Here is a 19,181-nt window from a genome sequence, read left to right as displayed (position 1 = left end):
ATTTCGATTTCGGGAGTGCCTGATGTCCGTAAGTGTTGCCCTGCGATTACCGTCGATTGACAGCCTGTTGCGCCACCCCGCGTGCCAGCCATTGGCCGAGCGTTATGGGCGTGAGGCGCTATTGACGGGGTTTCGCCAGTTACTGGATGACTTACGCGAAGCCGTGCTGGCGGGGCAACTGACCGCCGTTGAAATCAGCCCTGAAGCGCTGGCGGGAAGGGTTGCCGAACGTCTGGCGCTCAAGCAGCGCAGTCAGGTGCGCCGGGTGTTCAACCTGACCGGCACCGTGCTGCACACCAACCTCGGGCGCGCCTTGTTACCCGAAGAAGCGATCGACGCGGTGCAACTCGCGGCGCGCTATCCCTTGAATCTGGAATTCGACCTGGCCAGCGGCAAGCGCGGTGACCGCGACGACCTGATCGAAGGCCTGATCCGCGAATTGACCGGCGCCGAAGCCGTGACCGTGGTCAACAACAATGCCGCCGCCGTGCTGCTGACCCTCAACAGCCTCGGCGCGCGCAAGGAAGGCATCATTTCCCGGGGCGAGCTGATCGAGATCGGCGGCGCGTTCCGCATCCCCGACATCATGAGCCGCGCCGGCGTGCGCCTGCACGAGGTCGGCACCACCAATCGCACCCATGCCCGCGACTACGAAGCGGCAATCAGCCCACGCAGCGGCCTGATCATGCGCGTGCACGCGAGCAACTACAGCATCGAAGGCTTCACCGCCCGGGTGCCGACCTCCGAACTGGCGGCGTTGGCCCATCGGCATGACCTGCCGCTGCTCGAAGACCTGGGCAGCGGCAGTCTGCTGGACCTGACCCGCTGGGGCCTGCCAGCGGAACCGACGGTACGTCAGGCGCTGCTCGATGGCGCCGACATCGTCACCTTCAGCGGCGACAAACTGCTCGGCGGGCCGCAGGCGGGTGTGATCGTCGGGCGCAAGGACCTGATCGCGAAGATAAAGAAGAACCCGCTGAAACGCGCGTTGCGGGTCGACAAACTGACGCTGGCCGCACTCGAAGCGGTGCTCGGGCTCTATCGCGACCCGGATCGTCTGGCCGAGCGCTTGCCGAGCCTGCGTCTGCTGACCCGACCGCAAGCCGAGATTCTGGCCCAGGCCGAACGCTTGCAACCGGCCTTGGCCGAACTGCTTGGCGAGGGCTGGGCCGTCAGGGCGGAGCCCGCGTTGGGCATGATCGGCAGCGGCAGCCAACCGGTGGCGCGCCTGCCAAGCGCGGCATTGTGCCTGCGCCCGCAAGTATCGAAGCGCCTGCGCGGACGTTGCCTGCTGAATCTGGAAGCCGCGCTGCGCGCCTTGCCGATCCCGGTGCTCGGACGCATCGATGACGACGCGTTGTGGCTGGATCTGCGGCAACTCGACGATGAACCGGCGTGGCAGGCGCAACTCGGGCAGTTGCATACGTGATCGTCGGCACGGCAGGGCATATCGACCACGGCAAGACGTCACTGCTTGAAGCGCTGACCGGGCAATCCGGCGACCGCCGCCCGCAGGAGCGCGAACGCGGGATGACCATCGACCTCGGTTATCTGTACGAAGAACTGGCGCCCGGCGCCGGGCTGACCGGTTTCATCGACGTGCCGGGCCATGAGAAATTCACCCACAACATGCTGGCCGGGGCGCAAGGCATCGATCTGGTGTTGCTGGTAGTGGCGGCGGATGACGGCGTGATGCCGCAGACCCGCGAGCATCTGGCGATTGTCGAGCTGCTGGGCATTCCACGGGCGCTGGTGGCGATCACAAAGTGCGACCGGGTCGAGGCGGGCAGGGTGGACGAGGTTCGCCGAGAGATAGAAAGCCTGCTGGCGCCCGGGCCCTATGCCGAAGCACCGTTGCTGACGGTTTCCAGCGTGACGGGCGAGGGCGTCGACGTGCTGCGCGAGGCATTGCTGCAGATAGAAGTCGAGGAGCGCAGTCGCGAAGGCGGATTTCGCCTGGCCATCGACCGGGCGTTCAGTGTCGCCGGCGCCGGTATCGTGGTGACGGGGACGGCGCTTTCGGGCTCGGTCGCCGTGGGTGACAAGCTCAGCCTCGGCCCGGCGGGCAAAACCGTGCGGGTCAGGGGTCTGCACGCGCAGAATCAGGCTGCCGAACAAGCTTTCGCCGGCCAGCGCGTGGCCCTGAACACCAGCGCGGATCGCCTGGAGCTCGGGCAGATCCATCGCGGCCAATGGTTGCTCGCCGAATGGCTGCACGCACCGACCCAGCGGCTGGACATCGATTTCCGGCTGCTGCCGGGCGAGCGGGTTTTCGAGCATTTCCAGCCGGTGCACCTGCATCTGGGGACGCAGGACGTGATCGCCCGAGTCGCCTTGCTGGAGGGTGCAAGCCTGGCACCCGGCGAGCGCATGTTTGCGCAACTGCTGACCAACGTTCCGGTGCACGGCGTCCACGGTGATCCGCTGATCCTGCGTGACGCCAGCGCCCAGCGAACGCTCGGCGGCGGGCGTGTGCTCGATCCTTTCGCCCCGGCCCGCCAGCGCCGCAGTCCGGAACGGCTGGCGCAGCTGCGTGCGCTAGCGATCAGCTCGGAGCTGGAACAGGCCTTGCCGACGCTGCTGGAATACAGCGAAAGCGGCCTCGATCCGCAGCGCCTGGAACGCCAGTTCAATCGTCCGCGTGACAGTTGGTCACTGCCGGACAACGTCCGCCTGATCGAAACCCGTCAGGGCCCGGTGCTGTTCAATGCGCAGCGCTGGGGCATGCTCAAGTTCACCCTGCTGGAGCAGTTGGCGCGCTTTCATGAGCTGGAGCCCGATCAGATGGGGCCGGATCGCGACCGTCTGCGGCGTTTCAGCGGTTTGAGCCTCGAACGCGCGACCTTCATCAGCCTGCTGGAAGAACTGCTCGGCGCCGGCTCGCTGGTCGCCAGCGGCCCGTGGCTGCATTTGCCCGACCATCAAGTGCGCCTGAGCGCCGACGACGAAACCCTGTGGCAGGCGCTGCAGCCATTGTTCGAACAGGCCGGCTTCGATCCGCCGTGGGTTCGTGATGTGGCGAAAGTCGTCGGTCAGGAAGACGCGACCGTGCGTTTGCTGCTGCGCAAACTGGCGCGCCTTGGCGTGATACATCAAGTGGTGCGCGACCTGTTTGTCACCGACATCACGCTCCGGCAAATGGCGGCGGTGCTGCTGCGCCTGGCTGAAGAAAATCCGCAGATCGAAGTCACGGCCTTCCGCGATGCGCTAGGCTTGGGACGCAAGCGCAGTATTCAGATCCTTGAATACTTCGATCGGCTGGGCCTGACCCGGCGCGTCGGCGAAGGCCGGCAAATCCGCACCGACAGTGCGCTGGCCAACCCCGGCGCCGACTGAGTTCAAGGAAGGCAATCGCGCCCGGTGGCGCGGCCGGGCTTCAAACCCGGTTGGGGACGGCATCCGTTCCCGGGCAGGTTCGACTCCGGCTGCCTTCCGCCAATTTCCCTCAAAACCCCAACGGGTACTGAATCACAACGTAGATCCGGTCGATGTCATCGCCCGCCTGGGCGCTGTTGGCCCGGTGCGAAACGTGGGACAGCTGCAGCGACAGATCCTTGGCCACGCCGGACTGGACGATGTAGCGCAGATCGATGTCGCGTTCCCAGTGTTTGCCTCCGTCCCCTTGCTGCGGCTGGTATTGACCGCTGTCCGCGTCGAACGGGTTATAGGCGCCGCCCTTGGGCGCGTGGGTGCCGTCGATGTGGCTGCCGGAGACGTAGCGGGTCATGAAGTTCAGCCCGGGAATGCCGAAGGCGCCGAGATCGAGGTCGTAGCGCGCTTGCCAGGAGCGCTCGTGGGCGCCGTTGAAGTCGGCGTATTTGATCGAGTTGGCCAGGTAAATCGAATCGCCGCCGACGAAATCGAACGGCGTGTCGCCATTGATGCGTTGCCAGCCGAGCATCACCGCGTGGGCACCGAAGGTGTATTTGCCCGAGAGGCTGAACGCGGTGTTGTCGATGTCGCCAGCTAATGCCTGCCCGGTGTCGCGGGTGTGGTAGACGTTGGCGTCGAGCAAAAGCCCGGACTGTTTGAAATGCAGGTTGGCGTAGTACTGGCGCCAGGTGTCGCTCAGATCGGACGCGTACAGCGCGCCGCCCACCGGGCTGTCGCTGAACAGGTCGGTACCGACAAAGCTGATGTTTTCGCCTTGGGTGCTGGCGCCATAGCCCTGAAAGTCGCCTTTGGCGGATGAGCTGTCCTGGTTCTTGAATGCCGTAAAACGCCCGGCGACAAGGCGCGCGTTTTCTATCTCGCGGCTGTCGAGCAGAAAACCGGTGGCGTATTCCGGTTGCAGGCGTTTGTCCGAAGTGTCGAACACCGGCGTTTCCACGGTCATTTCCCCGAAGGCGAGGGTGGTTTTCGAAGTCTTCAACTTCAGCGCACCACCGGCGCTGGAATAGTCGCTTTCACTACGGCCATCGCTGTCCACCGGCAACAGCCCCGTGCCGGAATGCCCTTTGCCACCATCGAGTTTCAGACCATAAAAGGCGTGGGCATCGAGGCCAAATCCGACGGTTCCTTGCGTGAAACCGGATGCGAAAGTGCCGATAAACCCTTGAGCCCATTCCTGTTTGTAGTTTTTCCCGGCGGGCGAGGGCGAGCGGTAGTCGTTGCTCAGGTAGAAGTTGCGGCTGAGCACTTCGGTCTTGGCGTCGTCGAGAAATCCGCTGGCGGACGCGGTATTGGCGAGCCCGCCAATCAGTAAGGCCAGCGCGAGGCGCGGCGTGGGTAAAACCATCATGAGTCAGCGACCAGCATTGGCGGAAGGGCGCTGATGATCTCGCAGAGCAAACCGGGAAGATTGAGCGGATGTGCTCAGTTGCAAAAGAGCTGTTTCATGAAGCTCGAAAACGAATTGCTGCGACCTCCAGTGCGAGGACATCAGTGCATTCTGGAGTACTGGTCTGGATCAAATCCTATTGCGCGGTACCCAAAGGCCATAGGTCGTGGAAAAACCTGAGTCAAGGTTACGCCTGAGCTGGAGACAGACTTCACCGCTCCAGTGACCCCTGGAGCACCCGGCAGAATGACTTTCGACAGCCTGTCGACCTCGGCCTCTTTTTCAGCAATTTGTTTGGCGAGCTCTTTCAGGGCTTCCCTTTGGGGCGCGCTATCAGACGTATTTGCGTTATCTCCAGTGGACGCATCGGCCTCCGCCCTGGCTGCCTGGAGCTGTTCACGCAGTTTTTTAAGCTGGTCAAACTGCTGGGCCAGTGCCTGAGTACTGATTGAAAGATCCGAGGCTCTGGCGGCTGAACTTGCAATAGAGATATCAATGGCATTCGCGTAATAGACCTCCGTAACAACGAGTAACTCAGGAGGCGACGCTACACCTTGTTTGTCGCGAACGGTTTGGACATTTTTCATTCGTCCAAGAATGACTTGTACGTCACTGACGCCACCTGTCGTGCTGTAGCTGTAGTTGTTCAGGGCGGTTAAAAGATCATGCAAGTCGACTCTGATGACGGTCGCACTGGGGATCGATACGGTCATTCGATACTCATTGTTTCCTACCAGACTGCCCAGTAGCCCCGTCACCCCATTCAACACATTGGCGCTGACACCTGACTCGGCCAGTGAACCGAACTGGAAAGCAGGAAATGCCATGACGCGATTGACTCTGAAGTCGGGGCCCCGGTAATCATTGCACTTGAAGTGCGAATATCTGATCTCGGTAGGCTGCCATGGCGTGAAAGGCTTGCTGCCCGCGGACGTCCCGCCGCTGGGTTCAAAGTTCGTGACTGGCGGGATTTCCGGAGCGTTTTTAAGTGAGAGATACAACTGACAGAGGTCGAGCGAGCCGATCCGGACCAGGTAATTGGTGTAATACTCGGCAGGTTTTTCCTCAAACCATTTGGCCTTGCCAGGGTAAGTTGGAACCAAAAGCATGTTCCCCGGATACAGACTCTCCTGTAGAGGATAAATTGCCCGAACGCCGAGATTCTGTACGCTTTCATGCCACGCTTTGAGCATCGTTCCGGCTTCTGGTTTCGAGGAGCCACGCCATAACACGATGGCAACCAAAGCAACGATCAGGATCGTGGCAGGGACGAAGACTCTGTAGCGCATATACCCTCCGTGGAAAACGGATTGCAGCGATCCATTCATGGAAGTAAGACTAGACGCCGATCACAGCGGTCTTGATGAACTCGAACATGGCAGCTCCTTGAAGGCTCCCGGCGTGAAGTCCGATTTCAAGGCTAGTTGATAAACATCAGGGAGGAGGGCGCGCGTGATCTTTGATCAGCGTGCGGCGTGGCGCCGACCAGCGGTGCGGAGTCAAAAGCACAAGACTTCACGCTCAAAAGCCGGATAATGGCGGCCAATTTGTTTAGCTCGCTATTCTGGTAACCCGCATGGAAATCAAGGTCAATTTTCTCGACAACCTCCGACTCGAAGCCAAGTTCGATGACTTCACGGTGGTGGCCGACCAACCGATCCGTTACAAGGGCGATGGCTCTGCACCGGGTCCGTTCGACTATTTCCTGGCGTCGTCGGCCTTGTGCGCGGCTTACTTCGTAAAGTTGTACTGCAGCACCCGCAATATCCCGACCGAAAACATTCGTCTGTCGCAGAACAACATTGTCGATCCGGAAAACCGCTACAACCAGATCTTCAAGATCCAGGTCGAGCTGCCAGCGGACATCTCCGAAAAGGATCGCCAGGGCATCCTGCGCTCGATCGACCGTTGCACGGTGAAGAAGGTGGTGCAGGCCGGGCCGGAGTTCGTGATCGAGGAAGTCGAGAACCTCGACGCCGATGCCCAGGCCCTGCTGATGCCGGCTTCCACGTCCGGCGCGGGCACCTGCATTGCCGGTAAAGATCTTCCGCTGGAACAGACCATCGCCAACATGTCGGGGATTCTTGCCGACCTGGGCATGAAGATTGAAATCGCTTCGTGGCGCAACATCGTGCCCAACGTCTGGTCGCTGCACATCCGCGATGCGCAGTCGCCGATGTGCTTCACCAACGGCAAGGGCGCGACCAAAGAGGGCGCGCTGGCCTCGGCGCTGGGCGAGTTCATCGAGCGGCTCAACTGCAACTTCTTCTATAACGATCAGTTCTGGGGCGAAGAGATCGCCAATGCCGAGTTCGTGCATTACCCGGACGAGCGCTGGTTCAAGCCCGGCGCCAAGGACGAGTTGCCTGCGGAAATCCTCGACGAGTACTGCCTGGGCATTTACAACCGCGACGGCGAACTGCGCGGCTCGCACCTGTACGACACCAACTCCGGCAACACCCAGCGCGGTATCTGCTCGCTGCCGTTCGTGCGTCAGTCGGACAACGAGGTGGTGTACTTCCCGTCCAACCTGATCGAAAACCTGTTTCTCAGCAACGGCATGAGCGCCGGCAACACCCTGGCTGAAGCCCAGGTGCAGTGCCTGTCGGAAATCTTCGAACGGGCGGTCAAACGCGAAATCCTCGAAGGCGAAATGGCCCTGCCGGATGTGCCGCAAGAAGTATTGGCGAAATACCCGGGCATCCTCGCCGGGATCCAGGCGCTGGAAGAGCAGGGCTTCCCGGTGCTGGTCAAGGACGCGTCGCTGGGCGGTGAATTTCCGGTGATGTGCGTGACGCTGATGAACCCGCGCACCGGCGGCGTGTTCGCCTCGTTCGGCGCGCACCCGAGCTTCGAAGTGGCGCTGGAACGCAGCCTCACCGAGTTGCTGCAGGGCCGCAGCTTCGAAGGCCTCAACGATCTGCCGCAGCCGACCTTCTCGGGCCAGGCCGTGACCGAACCGAACAACTTCGTCGAGCACTTCATCGATTCCAGCGGCGTGGTGTCGTGGCGTTTCTTCAGCGCCAAGGCCGACTTCGAATTCGTCGAGTGGGATTTCTCCGGCAATGGCGAAAACTCCAACGCCGAAGAGGCCGCGACGCTGTTCGGCATCCTCGAAGACATGGGCAAGGAAGTCTACATGGCGGTCTACGAGCACATCGGCGCCAAGGCTTGCCGCATTCTGGTGCCGGACTATTCGGAGATCTATCCGGTAGAAGACCTGATCTGGGACAACACCAACAAAGCGCTGCAATTCCGTGCCGACATCCTCAACCTGCATAACTTGAGCAAGGTCGGTCTGCGCAACCTCGCCAAAGGCCTGGAACACAGCGAACTGGACGATTACACCGACATCACCACGCTGATCGGCATCGAGTTCGACGACAACACCCCATGGGGCAAGTTGACCATCCTCGAACTGCGCCTGCAGATCTACCTCGCGTTGCAGAAGTACGAGCAGGCCAAGGATCTGGTCGAAGCCTTCCTGCAATACAACGACAACACCGTCGAGCGCGGCTTGTTCTATCAAGCGGTCAACGTGGTGCTGGAAATGGAGCTGGACGAGGATCTGGAGCTGGAAGATTACGAAGCCAACTTCCGCCGCATGTTTGGCGACGAACGCATGGATGCGGCGATTGGCTCGGTCAACGGCAGTGTGCGCTTCTACGGCCTGACGCCGACCAGCATGAAGCTGGAAGGGCTGGATCGCCATCTGCGTCTGATCGAGAGCTACAAGAAACTGCACGCAGCGCGGGCCAACTTCGCGGGTTGATTCCGTTGGCGGCGCGCACAAAAAAAGCACCTTCGGGTGCTTTTTTCGTTTGCAGGCCAGTTAGCGTGATCGCTCACGCACCCATTGCGCCAGATCCTCTGGCGCCAAAGGATGAGAGAACACATTACCTTGGGCTATCGGGTAACCCAGCGCTCGAAGAATGTCCCGTTGCCCGACGCTTTCAACGCCTTCGGCGACGATGTTCAGTTGCAGGCTCTTGCAGATCCCGGCAATCGATTGGGCCAGCGTCCGGGCACTTTCGCTGGTTTCGAGATCGTCGATAAAACTCTTGTCGAGCTTGATGGCGTTGACGGGCAGTCGCAGCAGATAGCTCAGGCTGGAATAACCGGTTCCAAAGTCGTCGATGGACAGGCTGACACCGGATTGACGGACTTCGCTGATCACTGAGATGACCGTGTCGGTGGCGTCGAGGATGAAGTCCTCGGTGACTTCCAGGGTCAGGCAGGAAGGCGGGAGCCTATACTGTGCCAACAGCGCTTCGATGAGTTCGACAATGGCCCGGTCGCGAAAGGCGATGGGGAAAATGTTGACCGAGATCTGCGGCACATCGACCCCGGCGTCGCGCCATTGCGCCATTTGCCGGCAGGCTTCGGTGAGCACCCATTGGTTGAGCCTGGGCATCATTCGGGTATCACGCACCAACGGAATGAAACGGTTGGGTGGGATGTTTCCAAGCTCCGGATGAGACCAGCGGGCCAACGCCTCGACACCAAACAGTTGATTGCCGTCGAGCATCATCTGGGGCTGGTAATGCAGTGTTAGCTGATCAGACTCTAACGCCTGCTTGAGGGCCATGCTCAGCGTCAGTTCGTCATCGGTTGAATCAACCACCACCGGATCAAACACTTCGATGGCCTGGCGACCTGCGGACTTGGCCTTGTACATCGCCTGGTCGGCATGCAACAGCAACGCCTGCATATCATTGCCGTGGTCCGGGTAAATGCCGATACCAATGCTGGCGGAAGGCGAGACGCTGACATCGGCCAACATCATCGGCTCCGAGAGCTGGCTGAGCATGCGTTCCGAAAAGGCAATCGCCTGTTCGGCACTGGAAGGGGACAGAATTATGACGAACTCGTCCCCCGAAAGACGGCTGACAATATCATTGCCTCTTACAGAAGACTGAAGCCTTCTGGCGATTTCAGACAACAGCAAGTCCCCGGCGGCATGCCCGAGGGAATCGTTGATCTGTTTGAACTTGTTGATGTCGATGAACAACACGGCCAGGGATGATTGCGAGCGCTGGGCGTTGGCGATCATCGTGTTGGCTTTCATCATTAACAGCCGTCGATTGGGCAACATCGTCAGGCTGTCGTAATAGGCCAGCCGTTCGATATCGTGGATGAAACTGTCGCGCTCCAGTGCCAGTGCGCAGAGCTTCAGACTGGTTTGCAGCAACCGTTGATGTTGCGCCGCAGGAAGGTGGTTTTCGCGGTAGTAAAAAGTGAACGTGCCAAGTGTCCGCCCGTTGTTGGAGCGAATGGTGTTGACCCAGCCGGCCGTGAAGCCCAGCGATTGCGAAAGATGCGGATCAACGCATTCACCGTCGTAAGACCCTGGGTCGGTGAAGTTGAGCATGATGCTTTCTTTGGCATCCATTTTTTGCAGGATGGAACGCTCGGCAAGACTTTCCAAAGACTGAAGCAGACCGTCCGGCAAGTTGAATTCGGCAATCAGCGGCAGGCAACCGCGTTCATCAAACTGGCGGATGGAAACACCGATTTCCGGCGCGATACGGCCGATCTCCAGACACAACAACTGCATGACATCGCCCAGAGGTTCTTCGCGGGCCATGGCGCTTAGTACCTTGAACTGCAACTCGTCATTCATCTTGGCTTCGGTGATGTCCGTGACAATGGCCACCACGTCCTGCTGGACTCCCTGAGGGTCGAGTACCGGATTGGCGACTACGCGAACCCACAGCGGTTGTTTTGATTTGTTGTAGACCAGTAACTCCGTGGTGTGGCTTTCTCCCTTCTGGATGCTGTTTCGGAAAGAGAGAACGGTTTGCGTATCCGTATGGCGGCCGTAAAACACCTGGTCTGGCTTCTTGCCCACCAGATCGGCTGTTTCATAACCCAGCATGCGCACAAAACCTTCGTTGACGTAGGTAATGACGCTGTTTGAATCCGTGACGATGATGGCGCTGTCCGTCCGGTTGACGGCAATTTTCAGCAGTCGGCTTTTCTCGACTTTCTTGATGACGTACAGCAGGAAGAACGTGGTGGCCAACACCAGCAGAAGTATCATCGCCGCTGCCGCGATGTATATCCTGAAGCGATCGCCCATGGACTGAAGTGAAGTCTGGCTGATGCTGTTGCCGTACTTGATGAAGTTCTTTTGCTCCTGCAGAAGTTGCTCTTGAATTTCCTGTACCGGCTGCGCAAGTGCCCACTGAACGTCGCCAGCGCCCGTGTACTGAACCAGACGATGGAGCATGTTCACGTAGCGTGAATACACGTCTTTCAATGCCTGGACCCGGACGTGGTTTTCTTCATCCACCCGGGTGCGTGTGAGAAACCGGTCGAACGATTCATTCGCCAGGATCAATTCCATGCGGGCGTGTTGCACCATGTCCTGCGGAACGGTATTGAACAGGGCGATACGGGTGTTGGCGCGGGACAGGGAGAGGCGTGCTTCCATCAAATGCTGAACAGTTTCCGCCACCGCATCGACCTGGTCGACGGCCACACTTGAAAGGTTTCCGATGCTGGATTGGTTGCTGGTCGCTAACCAGAAGCTGAGCACTAACGTGGCACATTGAAAGACCAGTGCTGTCGTCAGGATCGTTTTCAAACCATGAGGCGGTGCAAACTTGCGAAGCAAAAAATCCTCCTCTGTCCCGGACAGCCAGGAAAGGGTTGGCGAAAGTGAGCGTCCATGCGGAAAGTGCCAGGCTGGCAGTTCAGAATCGGGCGGAAGGGGACTCAGTGTTCGGGGTTGTACCGGTGTTTTTCAGGGCAAGACGTGTCGCATTTTTTTCTTCAATAGAACGTTGTCTTCGCAGAATTGATGGCTAGGGGCTATTAAGGCGGCGAAGCTTATAAGAAAGTCATGTTTGAATGAAATGGGCGAACGGTGGCTGCGAGCGTTATTTTTTCTGCCGTTATTGGCCGAGCAGTCAGGAAAGTTAATAAAAGTTCTTTGGCACTAAACGGTTATAGAAGCCTGTCTGACAATCGGTCATTAACGTTTTTCAAGTTCGGTTTTTTCAATCGCGGAGAGTGTTTCAACCCTTTTCGAGATGACTATTCATGGCAATGATTATCCTCTGAGTAAGTTTCCTCATAGTCAATGAACAAAAAAAGCACCCGAAGGTGCTTTTCCTGTTTAACGTCTGATCGGCAAATGTTGGCGTCAGAGCGCGGCTTTCACCTGCAATCCAAACACCAATGCATTGTCGATGTCCTTCCCGGAAAACGCGCCCGGCTCGATGATGTACTGCATATTCGGGCGCAGCGTCAGCCAAGGCGTTGCCTGATAGCCGTAACCGAGTTCGATCAATTGCTCGGCGCTGTCCAGGTTTGGAAACGCTGCGCCATTGTCCAGCGCTGCGTCCTGCTGCACATCACGGCTGCGCGGGTTCGGAACTGCGCGGCCGTAGCCCAGCGCCACGGTGTCGCGCGGGCGCCCTTCGAAAGGCTTGTACAGAACCAGACCGGTGCCATACCACTTGCTGAACGGCGAAGCTGCTTCACTCGCCGCCGAGTATTGGCCGAAGGCGTGCAGGCTGCGGCCTTCGGAAGCGTCCGAAGCCCAGACGGCCTGGTCGATCAGGACGTAATGACCGCCGCGTCCGGACACTTCCTTGTCGCTGCCAATGCGTTTGACGTCGGAGCTGTCGTAGTAATAACCGACCTTGTACTCACCGGGCAGTTTGCCTGCCTGCTTGTAGACCAGTTCGATCGGCACCACGGTGCCGGTGGTGTGTTTCGGGCCCAGGTGCCAGGCGCGGCTGGAATTGCCGTTGCTTTCCGGGTCGACGTTGAACGCAGCGACGCGCAGTTGCCAGGCAGGGGAGAGGTCGTATTTCACCCGCACACCCAGGTGGGCGTTGGGGTAGTTGGTCCAGCCGCTGCCACCGGACATGTTCAGCGGGTGACCGCAGAAACCGGCGTTCATGAAGTTGCAGAGGATGCCGCTGTCGAGGCCGCCGAGGTCGTTGCCCATGGCCATGTAGCCAAGTTTGACGTTCAGCGCCGGGGTGAACAGGCTGCGCTCGTAGCTCAGCTCGGTTAGGCGGGTGTAGAGGCCGCCGTAGTTTTCCTGGATCGGCAGACGGTTGCCGACCAGATCTTCGGAGGCACTGTTGCCGCGTCGGTCGTTGATGCTCAGCTGGATCTTGCCGGCGTTGTCGACGCCGTACAGTTTGCTCAGGTCGAACTGCGCGCCGAGCTTGATGTTTTGCGAGTAACGCGCCGAGCGATGCAGGCCGCCGTCGGCGTTGTAGGCGGTTTCACCGGTGTAGTCGCCGGTGAACTTGATGCCGTCTTCATCGAGCTGGTGGCGCAGGCCGCCCCAGTCGCCGGTCAGGGTGTTGCGGGTGAACACGTTCGAATCGGTATCGGCGAGGGCGGGCAGGGCAGCGCCGCAGGTGAGACCGAACAGCATGCCGGTGAAGACCCCGGCGTGGGAAAAGCGAACAGATGACATTACTGAAATCCAGAGCGAAGGACATGAAACGACGCGGCACCCGAAGGTGCCGCGCACAAGTGAAGTGAAGGAGGGCGCTGCGGTTTACGGCAGGGCGTACGCCATCACGTAGTCGCCACGGTCGGTCGACTGACGAGCGCCACCAGCGGTGATGACCACGTATTGCTTGCCGGTTTTCGGCGATACATACGTCATCGGGCCGCCCTGGCTGCCAACCGGCAGACGCGCTTTCCAGACTTCTTCACCATTGCCGCTGTTGAACGCGCGCAGGTAGAAGTCCTGGGTGCCGGCGATGAAGATCAGGCCGCCTTGGGTCGACAGCGTGCCGCCGAGGGTTGGCAGACCGATCTTGATCGGCAGGTGCATGCGGATACCCAGCGGGCCGGTGTCTTCAACGGTGCCGACCGGAACTTGCCAGGCGACTTTCTGGGTTTTCATGTCGATGGCGGTCAGCGTGCCGAACGGCGGGGCCTGGCACGGAATGCCGGCGACCGACAGGAAGCGGTTCTTGTTCACCGCGTAAGGCGTGCCTTTCAGCGGAACGGCGCCCATACCGGTGTTCAACGCTTCGCCACCGGAAGTTGCCTTGCCTGTGTTCTGCGACGGGATCATCTGAATCCACAGACCCAGACGCATGTCATTGACGAAGATGAAGCCGTGCACCGGGTCAGTCGAGATGCTGCCCCAGTTCATGCCGCCCAGCGAACCCGGGAAGCTCAGGGATTTGTCAGTGCCTGGCGCGGTGTACAGCCCGTCGTAACGCATCGACTTGAAGTCGATCCGGCACAGCAACTGGTCGTACGGGGTTGCGCCCCACATGTCCGATTCAGTCAGGTGCTGGGCACCGATCTGCGGCATGCCCACCGATTTTGGCTGGGTTGGCGAGTAGGGTTCGTTGGGGATGTTCGACGCCTTGACCGGTACTTCTTTAACGTCGGTCAGTGGTTTGCCGGTGGCGCGGTCGAGCACGTAAATCTGCCCGGCCTTGGTGCCGATCACCACCGCCGGCACGGTTTTACCGTCCTTGGTGAAGTCGATCAGGCTTGGCTGCATCGGCAGGTCGAAGTCCCAGAGGTCGTTGTGCACGGTCTGGTAGACCCACTTTTCTTCGCCGCTGTTGGCGTCCAGCGCCAGGATCGAGGCGCCGTAGGTGTGATCCAGTTTGCTGCGCTCGACACCATAGATGTCGGTGGACGAACTGCCCATCGGCAGGAAGATCGTATTGGTCGCCGGGTCATAGGACATCGGCGCCCAGCTGTTCGGCGTGCTGCGCACGTAGGTGCTGCCGTCTGCCGGTGCGTTTTTATCCTGCGGGTTGCCCGGGTCGAACGCCCAGCGCATGGCACCGGTCATCACGTCGAAACCACGGATCACGCCGCCCGGCATGTCGGTCTGCACGTTATCGGCAACGCGACCGCCAACCACGACGGTGGTGCCAGCCATCAGCGGCGCGGAGGACAGTTGATAGTAGCTGTCCGGGACATCACCCAGACCGGCCTTCAGATCGACCTGGCCGTTGTTGCCGAAACCCTGGCAGAACTCGCCGGTGTCGGCATCGACTGCGATCAGGCGGGCGTCGATGGTGTTGGTCAGCAGACGGCGCGTGCAGTTGGCTGCGGGTGCGACCGGGGTCTCGGTAACCGGCGAACTGGCCGGTTTGGCGACGGCGGCGCTGGCGTCGAAATACGCCATGCCACGGCAACGCTGCCAGACTTTGGATTGAGCGTTGATCGCGTTTTTCCAGAGTTCTTTGCCGGTATCGGCATCCAGCGCGATCAGGTTGTTGTGCGGGGTGCAGATGAAGACTTTGTTGCCGATCTGCAGCGGAGTCAGCTGGTCTTCGGCGCCGTTGCCGTCACTCTCGGCGATGTCGCCGGTGTGGTAGGTCCACGCGACTTTCAACTTGTCGACGTTGCTGCGATTGATCTGGTCCAGCGCGGCGAAGCGGCTGCCACCCTCGGTATTACCGTAGTGCGCCCAGTCTTTCTGCGCCTTTTCCGGCTCGACCGGCGTCAGGCCCGGGCCGGTGCCGGTAGGGGCGACGGTCGGGTGCGCGACGAACATGTTGCCGGCAGCTACCGCCAGCCCAACCGCCAGAACGGCGGCAACGCCGTAGGCACCACGGCCCGCAACGCCGCCATTGGCGCGCTTGAGCAGCGGATAGACCAGCGCGACCACCAGACCCACGGCGCTGAACATGAACAGACGCGAAAACACCGGCCAGAACACCAGCCCTGCATCGATGACTGCCCAGACCGCCGTCCCCAGCAGAAACGCCGCGAACAGCCACGCACCGGCAGGCTTGCGGCGTGCGATCAGCAGACCGGAAATGGCCATCGCCAGACCACCCACCAGGAAGTACCAGGAGCCTCCCAGGCTGACCAATTTCACACCGCCAGCGGCCAGTGCCAGGCCGAGCAGGGCGATGATCACGCCCAGCCCGACCAGAATGAATGTTGATATGCCCGAGAGGCGTTGACTCTGCTTCACGTTGAATGTCCCGTTGAAATGAGGAGGGCATTATATAGTTAGGTAACTACCTAGTTAAATCACTAAATCAGAATGAAAGGGGTTTTGGCGCTAAATGGTGCGACGGATCGACGCTGGCCTTGTCATCGCGGCTCCTCAGCGGCTATTGGAACGGTGGAAAAGTCTTCTATTTGCCAGCGGATATGGAATTTATGACAGGTTGATCAGGCTTGGTGGTTCCCGCCGGACAGAATCGACGGGAACGGTATTGGCTGCGGCCGAGGTGAGGGCTTAGCTAACCATCACCTCATCCAGTGCCTGCTCAAGCATGCTGACCGTACGCTCGATGTTGTGCAGCTTTTCGAGTCCGAACAGCCCGATACGGAAGGTCTGGAAGTCGGCCGGCTCGTCGCATTGCAACGGTACCCCGGCGGCGATCTGCAGACCGTGGCTGGCAAATTTCTTGCCGTTTTTGATATCGGCATCATCGGTGTAGCTCACCACGACGCCTGGCGCCTGAAAGCCTGCTGCGGCCACGCTTTTAAAGCCTTTGCCGGTCAACATGGCGCGCACCCGGTCACCCAGAACCTGCTGGTCGTCGCGGATCCTGTCGAAACCGTAGGCTTGCGTCTCTTTCATTACGTCGTTGAACCGCGCGAGGGAATCGCTGGGCATCGTCGCATGGTAGGCGTGTCCGCCCTGTTCATAGGCCTGCATGATCTGCAGCCACTTTTTCAGGTCGCAGGCGAAGCTGGTGCTTTGCGTTTGCTCGATGCGTTCGAGGGCCAGAGCACTGAACATCACCAGGGCGCAGCACGGGGAGGCGCTCCAGCCTTTCTGCGGTGCGCTGATCAGCAGGTCGACGGCGCATTTGTGCATATCTACCCAAAGCGTGCCGGAAGCGATGCAGTCCAGCACGAACAAACCACCTACCGCATGCACGGCGTCGCCGACGGCCCGCAGGTACTCGTCGGGCAGGATAATCCCTGATGAGGTTTCAACGTGGGGGGCGAAGACAATCTGCGGCCTCGAAGCTGCAATGGCTGCCAGCACTTCGTCCAGAGGTGGCGGGGCGTAGGCAGCCTGGCGACCCGTTTCGACCGGTCGGGCTTTCAGTACCGTAGTGGCCGCCGGGATGTTGCCCGTCTCAAGGATCTGGCTCCAGCGATAACTGAACCAGCCGTTGCGTATCACCAGACATTGCTGACCGGTGGCGAACTGGCGCGCCACCGCTTCCATGCCGAATGTGCCGCTGCCCGGAACCACCGCAACCGCCTCGGCGTTGTAGACCTGTTTCAGGGTCTGGGAAATGTTCTTCATCACGGCCTGAAAGGACTGCGACATGTGGTTGAGCGAGCGGTCGGTGTAGACCACGGAATACTCGATAAGCCCTTCAGGATCGATTCCGGGGTATAGCTTTGACATGGGGTGGCTCCTTATGTGATTCCCTGGCAGTCAAAAGGTCTGGCGAACATCATTGGGAAGCAAGTCTAGGCAAAGGGCAGGGATGAGCTGATTGAATTGCAGAAATGAGGATAGAGTGGTCGCCAATGCCTCAATCGTTGTGTGAAAAATGAATCGTCCGTTGTTTGTTTCTCTGGATGGGCCAAAAGGAACCGGCAAAACCACATTATTGGAAGCGGTTACGGCAGTACTGAGGGCCGACAACAAGAAAGTCATCCGGCTTTGCGAGAGAAAAAGCGATCCTTACCGGGGTGCCACGATGGCCCTCGTTAACAAACTTGCCAGAAATCCCTCCCGGGATCTGGAGTGGGCTGTGTGTCAGCGCTTTGCTGATAGCCGTAGCTGGATCTCCAGACACGTGCTGACTGAACAGCCGCTGGACAGCATTATCCTGATCGATCGCTGGTATCCGTCTGACGCTGCGTTTCGCCATACCGTCCCGTTTGCAGAGATTCTCCAGTTGAACCTCGAGCAAAACGTGCAGGTGCCAGACCTGCATGTCGGCGTCGTCACCACGCCGGATATTTCATGGACCAGGGCAACGGCACGATCCAGAGGACTGGGCGGTACTGTGATTCAAAAGCACGCCGAGCATGTCGCGTGTACGGAAATGTTCGAGCAAGCGGCTGCCGATCACGGCTGGGTTTTGTGCCGTAATGAAGGAACGATCGAGGATGCGACGATGCAGGTGGTTGCTGAGATCTATAAGGTGTTTAGCTGATTATCGAGGTGGATTACCGATGGGTTTAGGCAGGGGCTGGTAAAGTTCCGCCCAGACACATCATTTAACATAATATACATTACACGTAACAAAGTATTACGAAGTCAGCCCGGTTGCGCACACCATTTCAATCTCCAGCATCGCTCTCAAAGGACCTGATCATTGATGCCGGCTGATCTCTCTATTTGAAATGTGCTGCTCTCAATCCTCGTCACGCGTCAGCTTTTCAATCAGCGCTCGATGCTGTGGATACTGCGCTGTGAGTTTCTGCCGATTCCCCATTTCCATATCCGCGAAATCAAATCCTGGTGAAACCGCTTCGCTGATCAAGCCAAATCCGTTCTCGCCATTTAGCAATCTGGAGGCTTTCCAGATTCCACCCGGTACGTGCAATTGCAGTTGTTGGCCGGCCAGAACATCGCTGCCCATTACCAGCGTCTGCAGCGAGCCGTCGGCATGAATCAGGCTGTACTCGATGGCGTCGCCCAGATGGAAATAATGCAGGATGTCGGAATGATTGAAATGGAATTGGCCAACCGGTGAATCTTCGGTCAGCAGGTAGTAAATCGACGTCATCAGATAACGCGGCCCGCCGGTGGTTTCGAGCATGTCCCGGTGATCGGCCTGGTAGGTTCTGCGAAAGAAACCGCCTTCGACGTGAGGTTCAAGGTCTAGTGATGCGATCAGGTTTGACGCTGTAATCAGGCGTGGATTCATGACCTGCTCCAACGATTTTCAATACAACCTGTAATAACTCGACTAAACGGTCATTTAGTTGAGTTGAGTTGAGTGCAATGATTTCGCTCGGACTAAACCCGTACTGAAGCGCTAAGTGATCGAGCTCCCCAAGAAACCTTAAGCAATCCGCCACTCCCGGATCCTCCATCAGCTCGCAGGACAAGTGATAACGCAGCCCGATGTCCTGATTCAGCTCGATCAGCCAGCCCAGCTTCTGATGGATCGCTTTGCCTTGGCTCTCACCCATCTTCATGCCCTCCTCTCTACCCGGGCCTCACCCTCGATCAGGCTGAAGATGTGCCTCAAAAAACGCGATACGGTTAGATTCGGTGCAAGCTCTAGATTTCCCCTCAACATCAGTAGCTCCACCACATCCTGAGAGGTAATTCCAAATTTTTGCATCAGCCCCTGAAGCTTTTCGTAGCATTCCACGTCCTGCGCATAGCCTGGATCCTGCTGGAGCGTATCAATCCGCTGCCTGAGCGTTTCGATCTGCTTTTCTGCGAGGCGGATGCCGACTAAACCGTGTGGTGAGGGGCTCAAAAGGACTCCGATGCTTGGGG

At 59.1% G+C, this 19,181-nt stretch carries 13 protein-coding genes and 1 tRNA gene; 5 read left to right on the top strand and 9 right to left on the bottom strand.

The genetic code is table 11. The features are described 5' to 3' along the window. The first annotated feature begins 22 nt into the window (after nt 1-22). From selA to PMI24_RS04145, 3 genes are all read left to right on the top strand, one after another. Nucleotides 23-1,429, top strand: a complete 1,407-nt coding sequence (selA, locus tag PMI24_RS04155) for an L-seryl-tRNA(Sec) selenium transferase (protein WP_007951396.1) — start codon at nt 23-25, stop codon at nt 1,427-1,429. Beyond that, a complete protein-coding gene (gene selB, locus PMI24_RS04150) occupies nt 1,426-3,336 on the top strand; it encodes a selenocysteine-specific translation elongation factor (protein ID WP_007951395.1) in 1,911 nt (636 codons plus the stop codon). The genes selA and selB overlap by 4 nt, the downstream gene beginning before the upstream one ends. A gap of 6 nt (nt 3,337-3,342) precedes the next feature. Further along, nucleotides 3,343-3,438, top strand: a tRNA-Sec gene (locus tag PMI24_RS04145). 7 nt (nt 3,439-3,445) lie between these two features. Here the strand turns inward: PMI24_RS04145 and PMI24_RS04140 are convergent. Then, nucleotides 3,446-4,741: an OprD family porin gene (locus PMI24_RS04140; protein WP_007951394.1), complete on the bottom strand. Its 1,296-nt coding sequence runs from the start codon at nt 4,739-4,741 to the stop codon at nt 3,446-3,448. Nucleotides 4,742-4,881: 140 nt separating this feature from the next. After that, the gene (locus tag PMI24_RS04135) at nt 4,882-6,069 is read right to left on the bottom strand and encodes a hypothetical protein (protein ID WP_007951393.1); all 1,188 of its coding nucleotides are present in this window, start codon (nt 6,067-6,069) and stop codon (nt 4,882-4,884) included. 287 nt (nt 6,070-6,356) lie between these two features. Between PMI24_RS04135 and PMI24_RS04130 the strand changes: the two genes are divergently transcribed. Continuing rightward, the gene (locus tag PMI24_RS04130; RefSeq protein WP_007951392.1) at nt 6,357-8,552 is read left to right on the top strand and encodes an OsmC domain/YcaO domain-containing protein; all 2,196 of its coding nucleotides are present in this window, start codon (nt 6,357-6,359) and stop codon (nt 8,550-8,552) included. 60 nt (nt 8,553-8,612) lie between these two features. On the opposite strand, the gene PMI24_RS04125 is transcribed toward PMI24_RS04130, so the two are convergent. The 4 genes from PMI24_RS04125 to PMI24_RS04110 all read right to left on the bottom strand — a co-directional run bounded on the left by PMI24_RS04125 (nt 8,613) and on the right by PMI24_RS04110 (nt 17,120). Further along, nucleotides 8,613-11,399: an EAL domain-containing protein gene (locus PMI24_RS04125; protein ID WP_007951391.1), complete on the bottom strand. Its 2,787-nt coding sequence runs from the start codon at nt 11,397-11,399 to the stop codon at nt 8,613-8,615. Between the two features lie 531 nt (nt 11,400-11,930). After that, nucleotides 11,931-13,184, bottom strand: coding sequence for a carbohydrate porin (locus tag PMI24_RS04120; RefSeq protein ID WP_052026219.1), 1,254 nt, complete (start codon nt 13,182-13,184; stop codon nt 11,931-11,933). A gap of 126 nt (nt 13,185-13,310) precedes the next feature. Continuing rightward, nucleotides 13,311-15,716 carry a glucose/quinate/shikimate family membrane-bound PQQ-dependent dehydrogenase gene (locus PMI24_RS04115; protein WP_007951389.1) on the bottom strand — a complete coding sequence of 802 codons (2,406 nt, stop codon included), beginning with the start codon at nt 15,714-15,716 and terminating at the stop codon, nt 13,311-13,313. A 270-nt stretch (nt 15,717-15,986) separates the two neighbouring features. Continuing rightward, nucleotides 15,987-17,120, bottom strand: coding sequence for an aminotransferase class V-fold PLP-dependent enzyme (locus PMI24_RS04110; protein WP_007951388.1), 1,134 nt, complete (start codon nt 17,118-17,120; stop codon nt 15,987-15,989). A gap of 148 nt (nt 17,121-17,268) precedes the next feature. Between PMI24_RS04110 and PMI24_RS04105 the strand changes: the two genes are divergently transcribed. Further along, on the top strand, nt 17,269-17,880 hold the full coding sequence (locus tag PMI24_RS04105) for a dTMP kinase (RefSeq protein WP_045121645.1): 612 nt from the start codon (nt 17,269-17,271) through the stop codon (nt 17,878-17,880). Between the two features lie 201 nt (nt 17,881-18,081). Here the strand turns inward: PMI24_RS04105 and PMI24_RS04100 are convergent, their stop codons facing one another. From PMI24_RS04100 to PMI24_RS04095, 3 genes are read right to left on the bottom strand one after another with little or no spacing between them, the layout of a single operon-like run. After that, complete coding sequence (locus tag PMI24_RS04100) at nt 18,082-18,597, bottom strand: cupin domain-containing protein (protein WP_007951386.1); 516 nt, start codon at nt 18,595-18,597, stop codon at nt 18,082-18,084. Beyond that, nucleotides 18,545-18,865: a hypothetical protein gene (locus PMI24_RS29190; protein ID WP_007951385.1), complete on the bottom strand. Its 321-nt coding sequence runs from the start codon at nt 18,863-18,865 to the stop codon at nt 18,545-18,547. Before PMI24_RS29190 ends, PMI24_RS04100 begins: the two co-directional genes overlap by 53 nt. A gap of 2 nt (nt 18,866-18,867) precedes the next feature. Beyond that, nucleotides 18,868-19,161, bottom strand: coding sequence for a hypothetical protein (locus PMI24_RS04095; RefSeq protein ID WP_007951384.1), 294 nt, complete (start codon nt 19,159-19,161; stop codon nt 18,868-18,870). Nucleotides 19,162-19,181 lie beyond the last annotated feature (20 nt).

Origin of the sequence: Pseudomonas sp. GM25, from assembly GCF_000282255.1 — a bacterium.
GTDB lineage: Bacteria > Pseudomonadota > Gammaproteobacteria > Pseudomonadales > Pseudomonadaceae > Aquipseudomonas > Aquipseudomonas aphyarum.
This window is presented reverse-complemented; position numbering and strand designations above follow the sequence as displayed.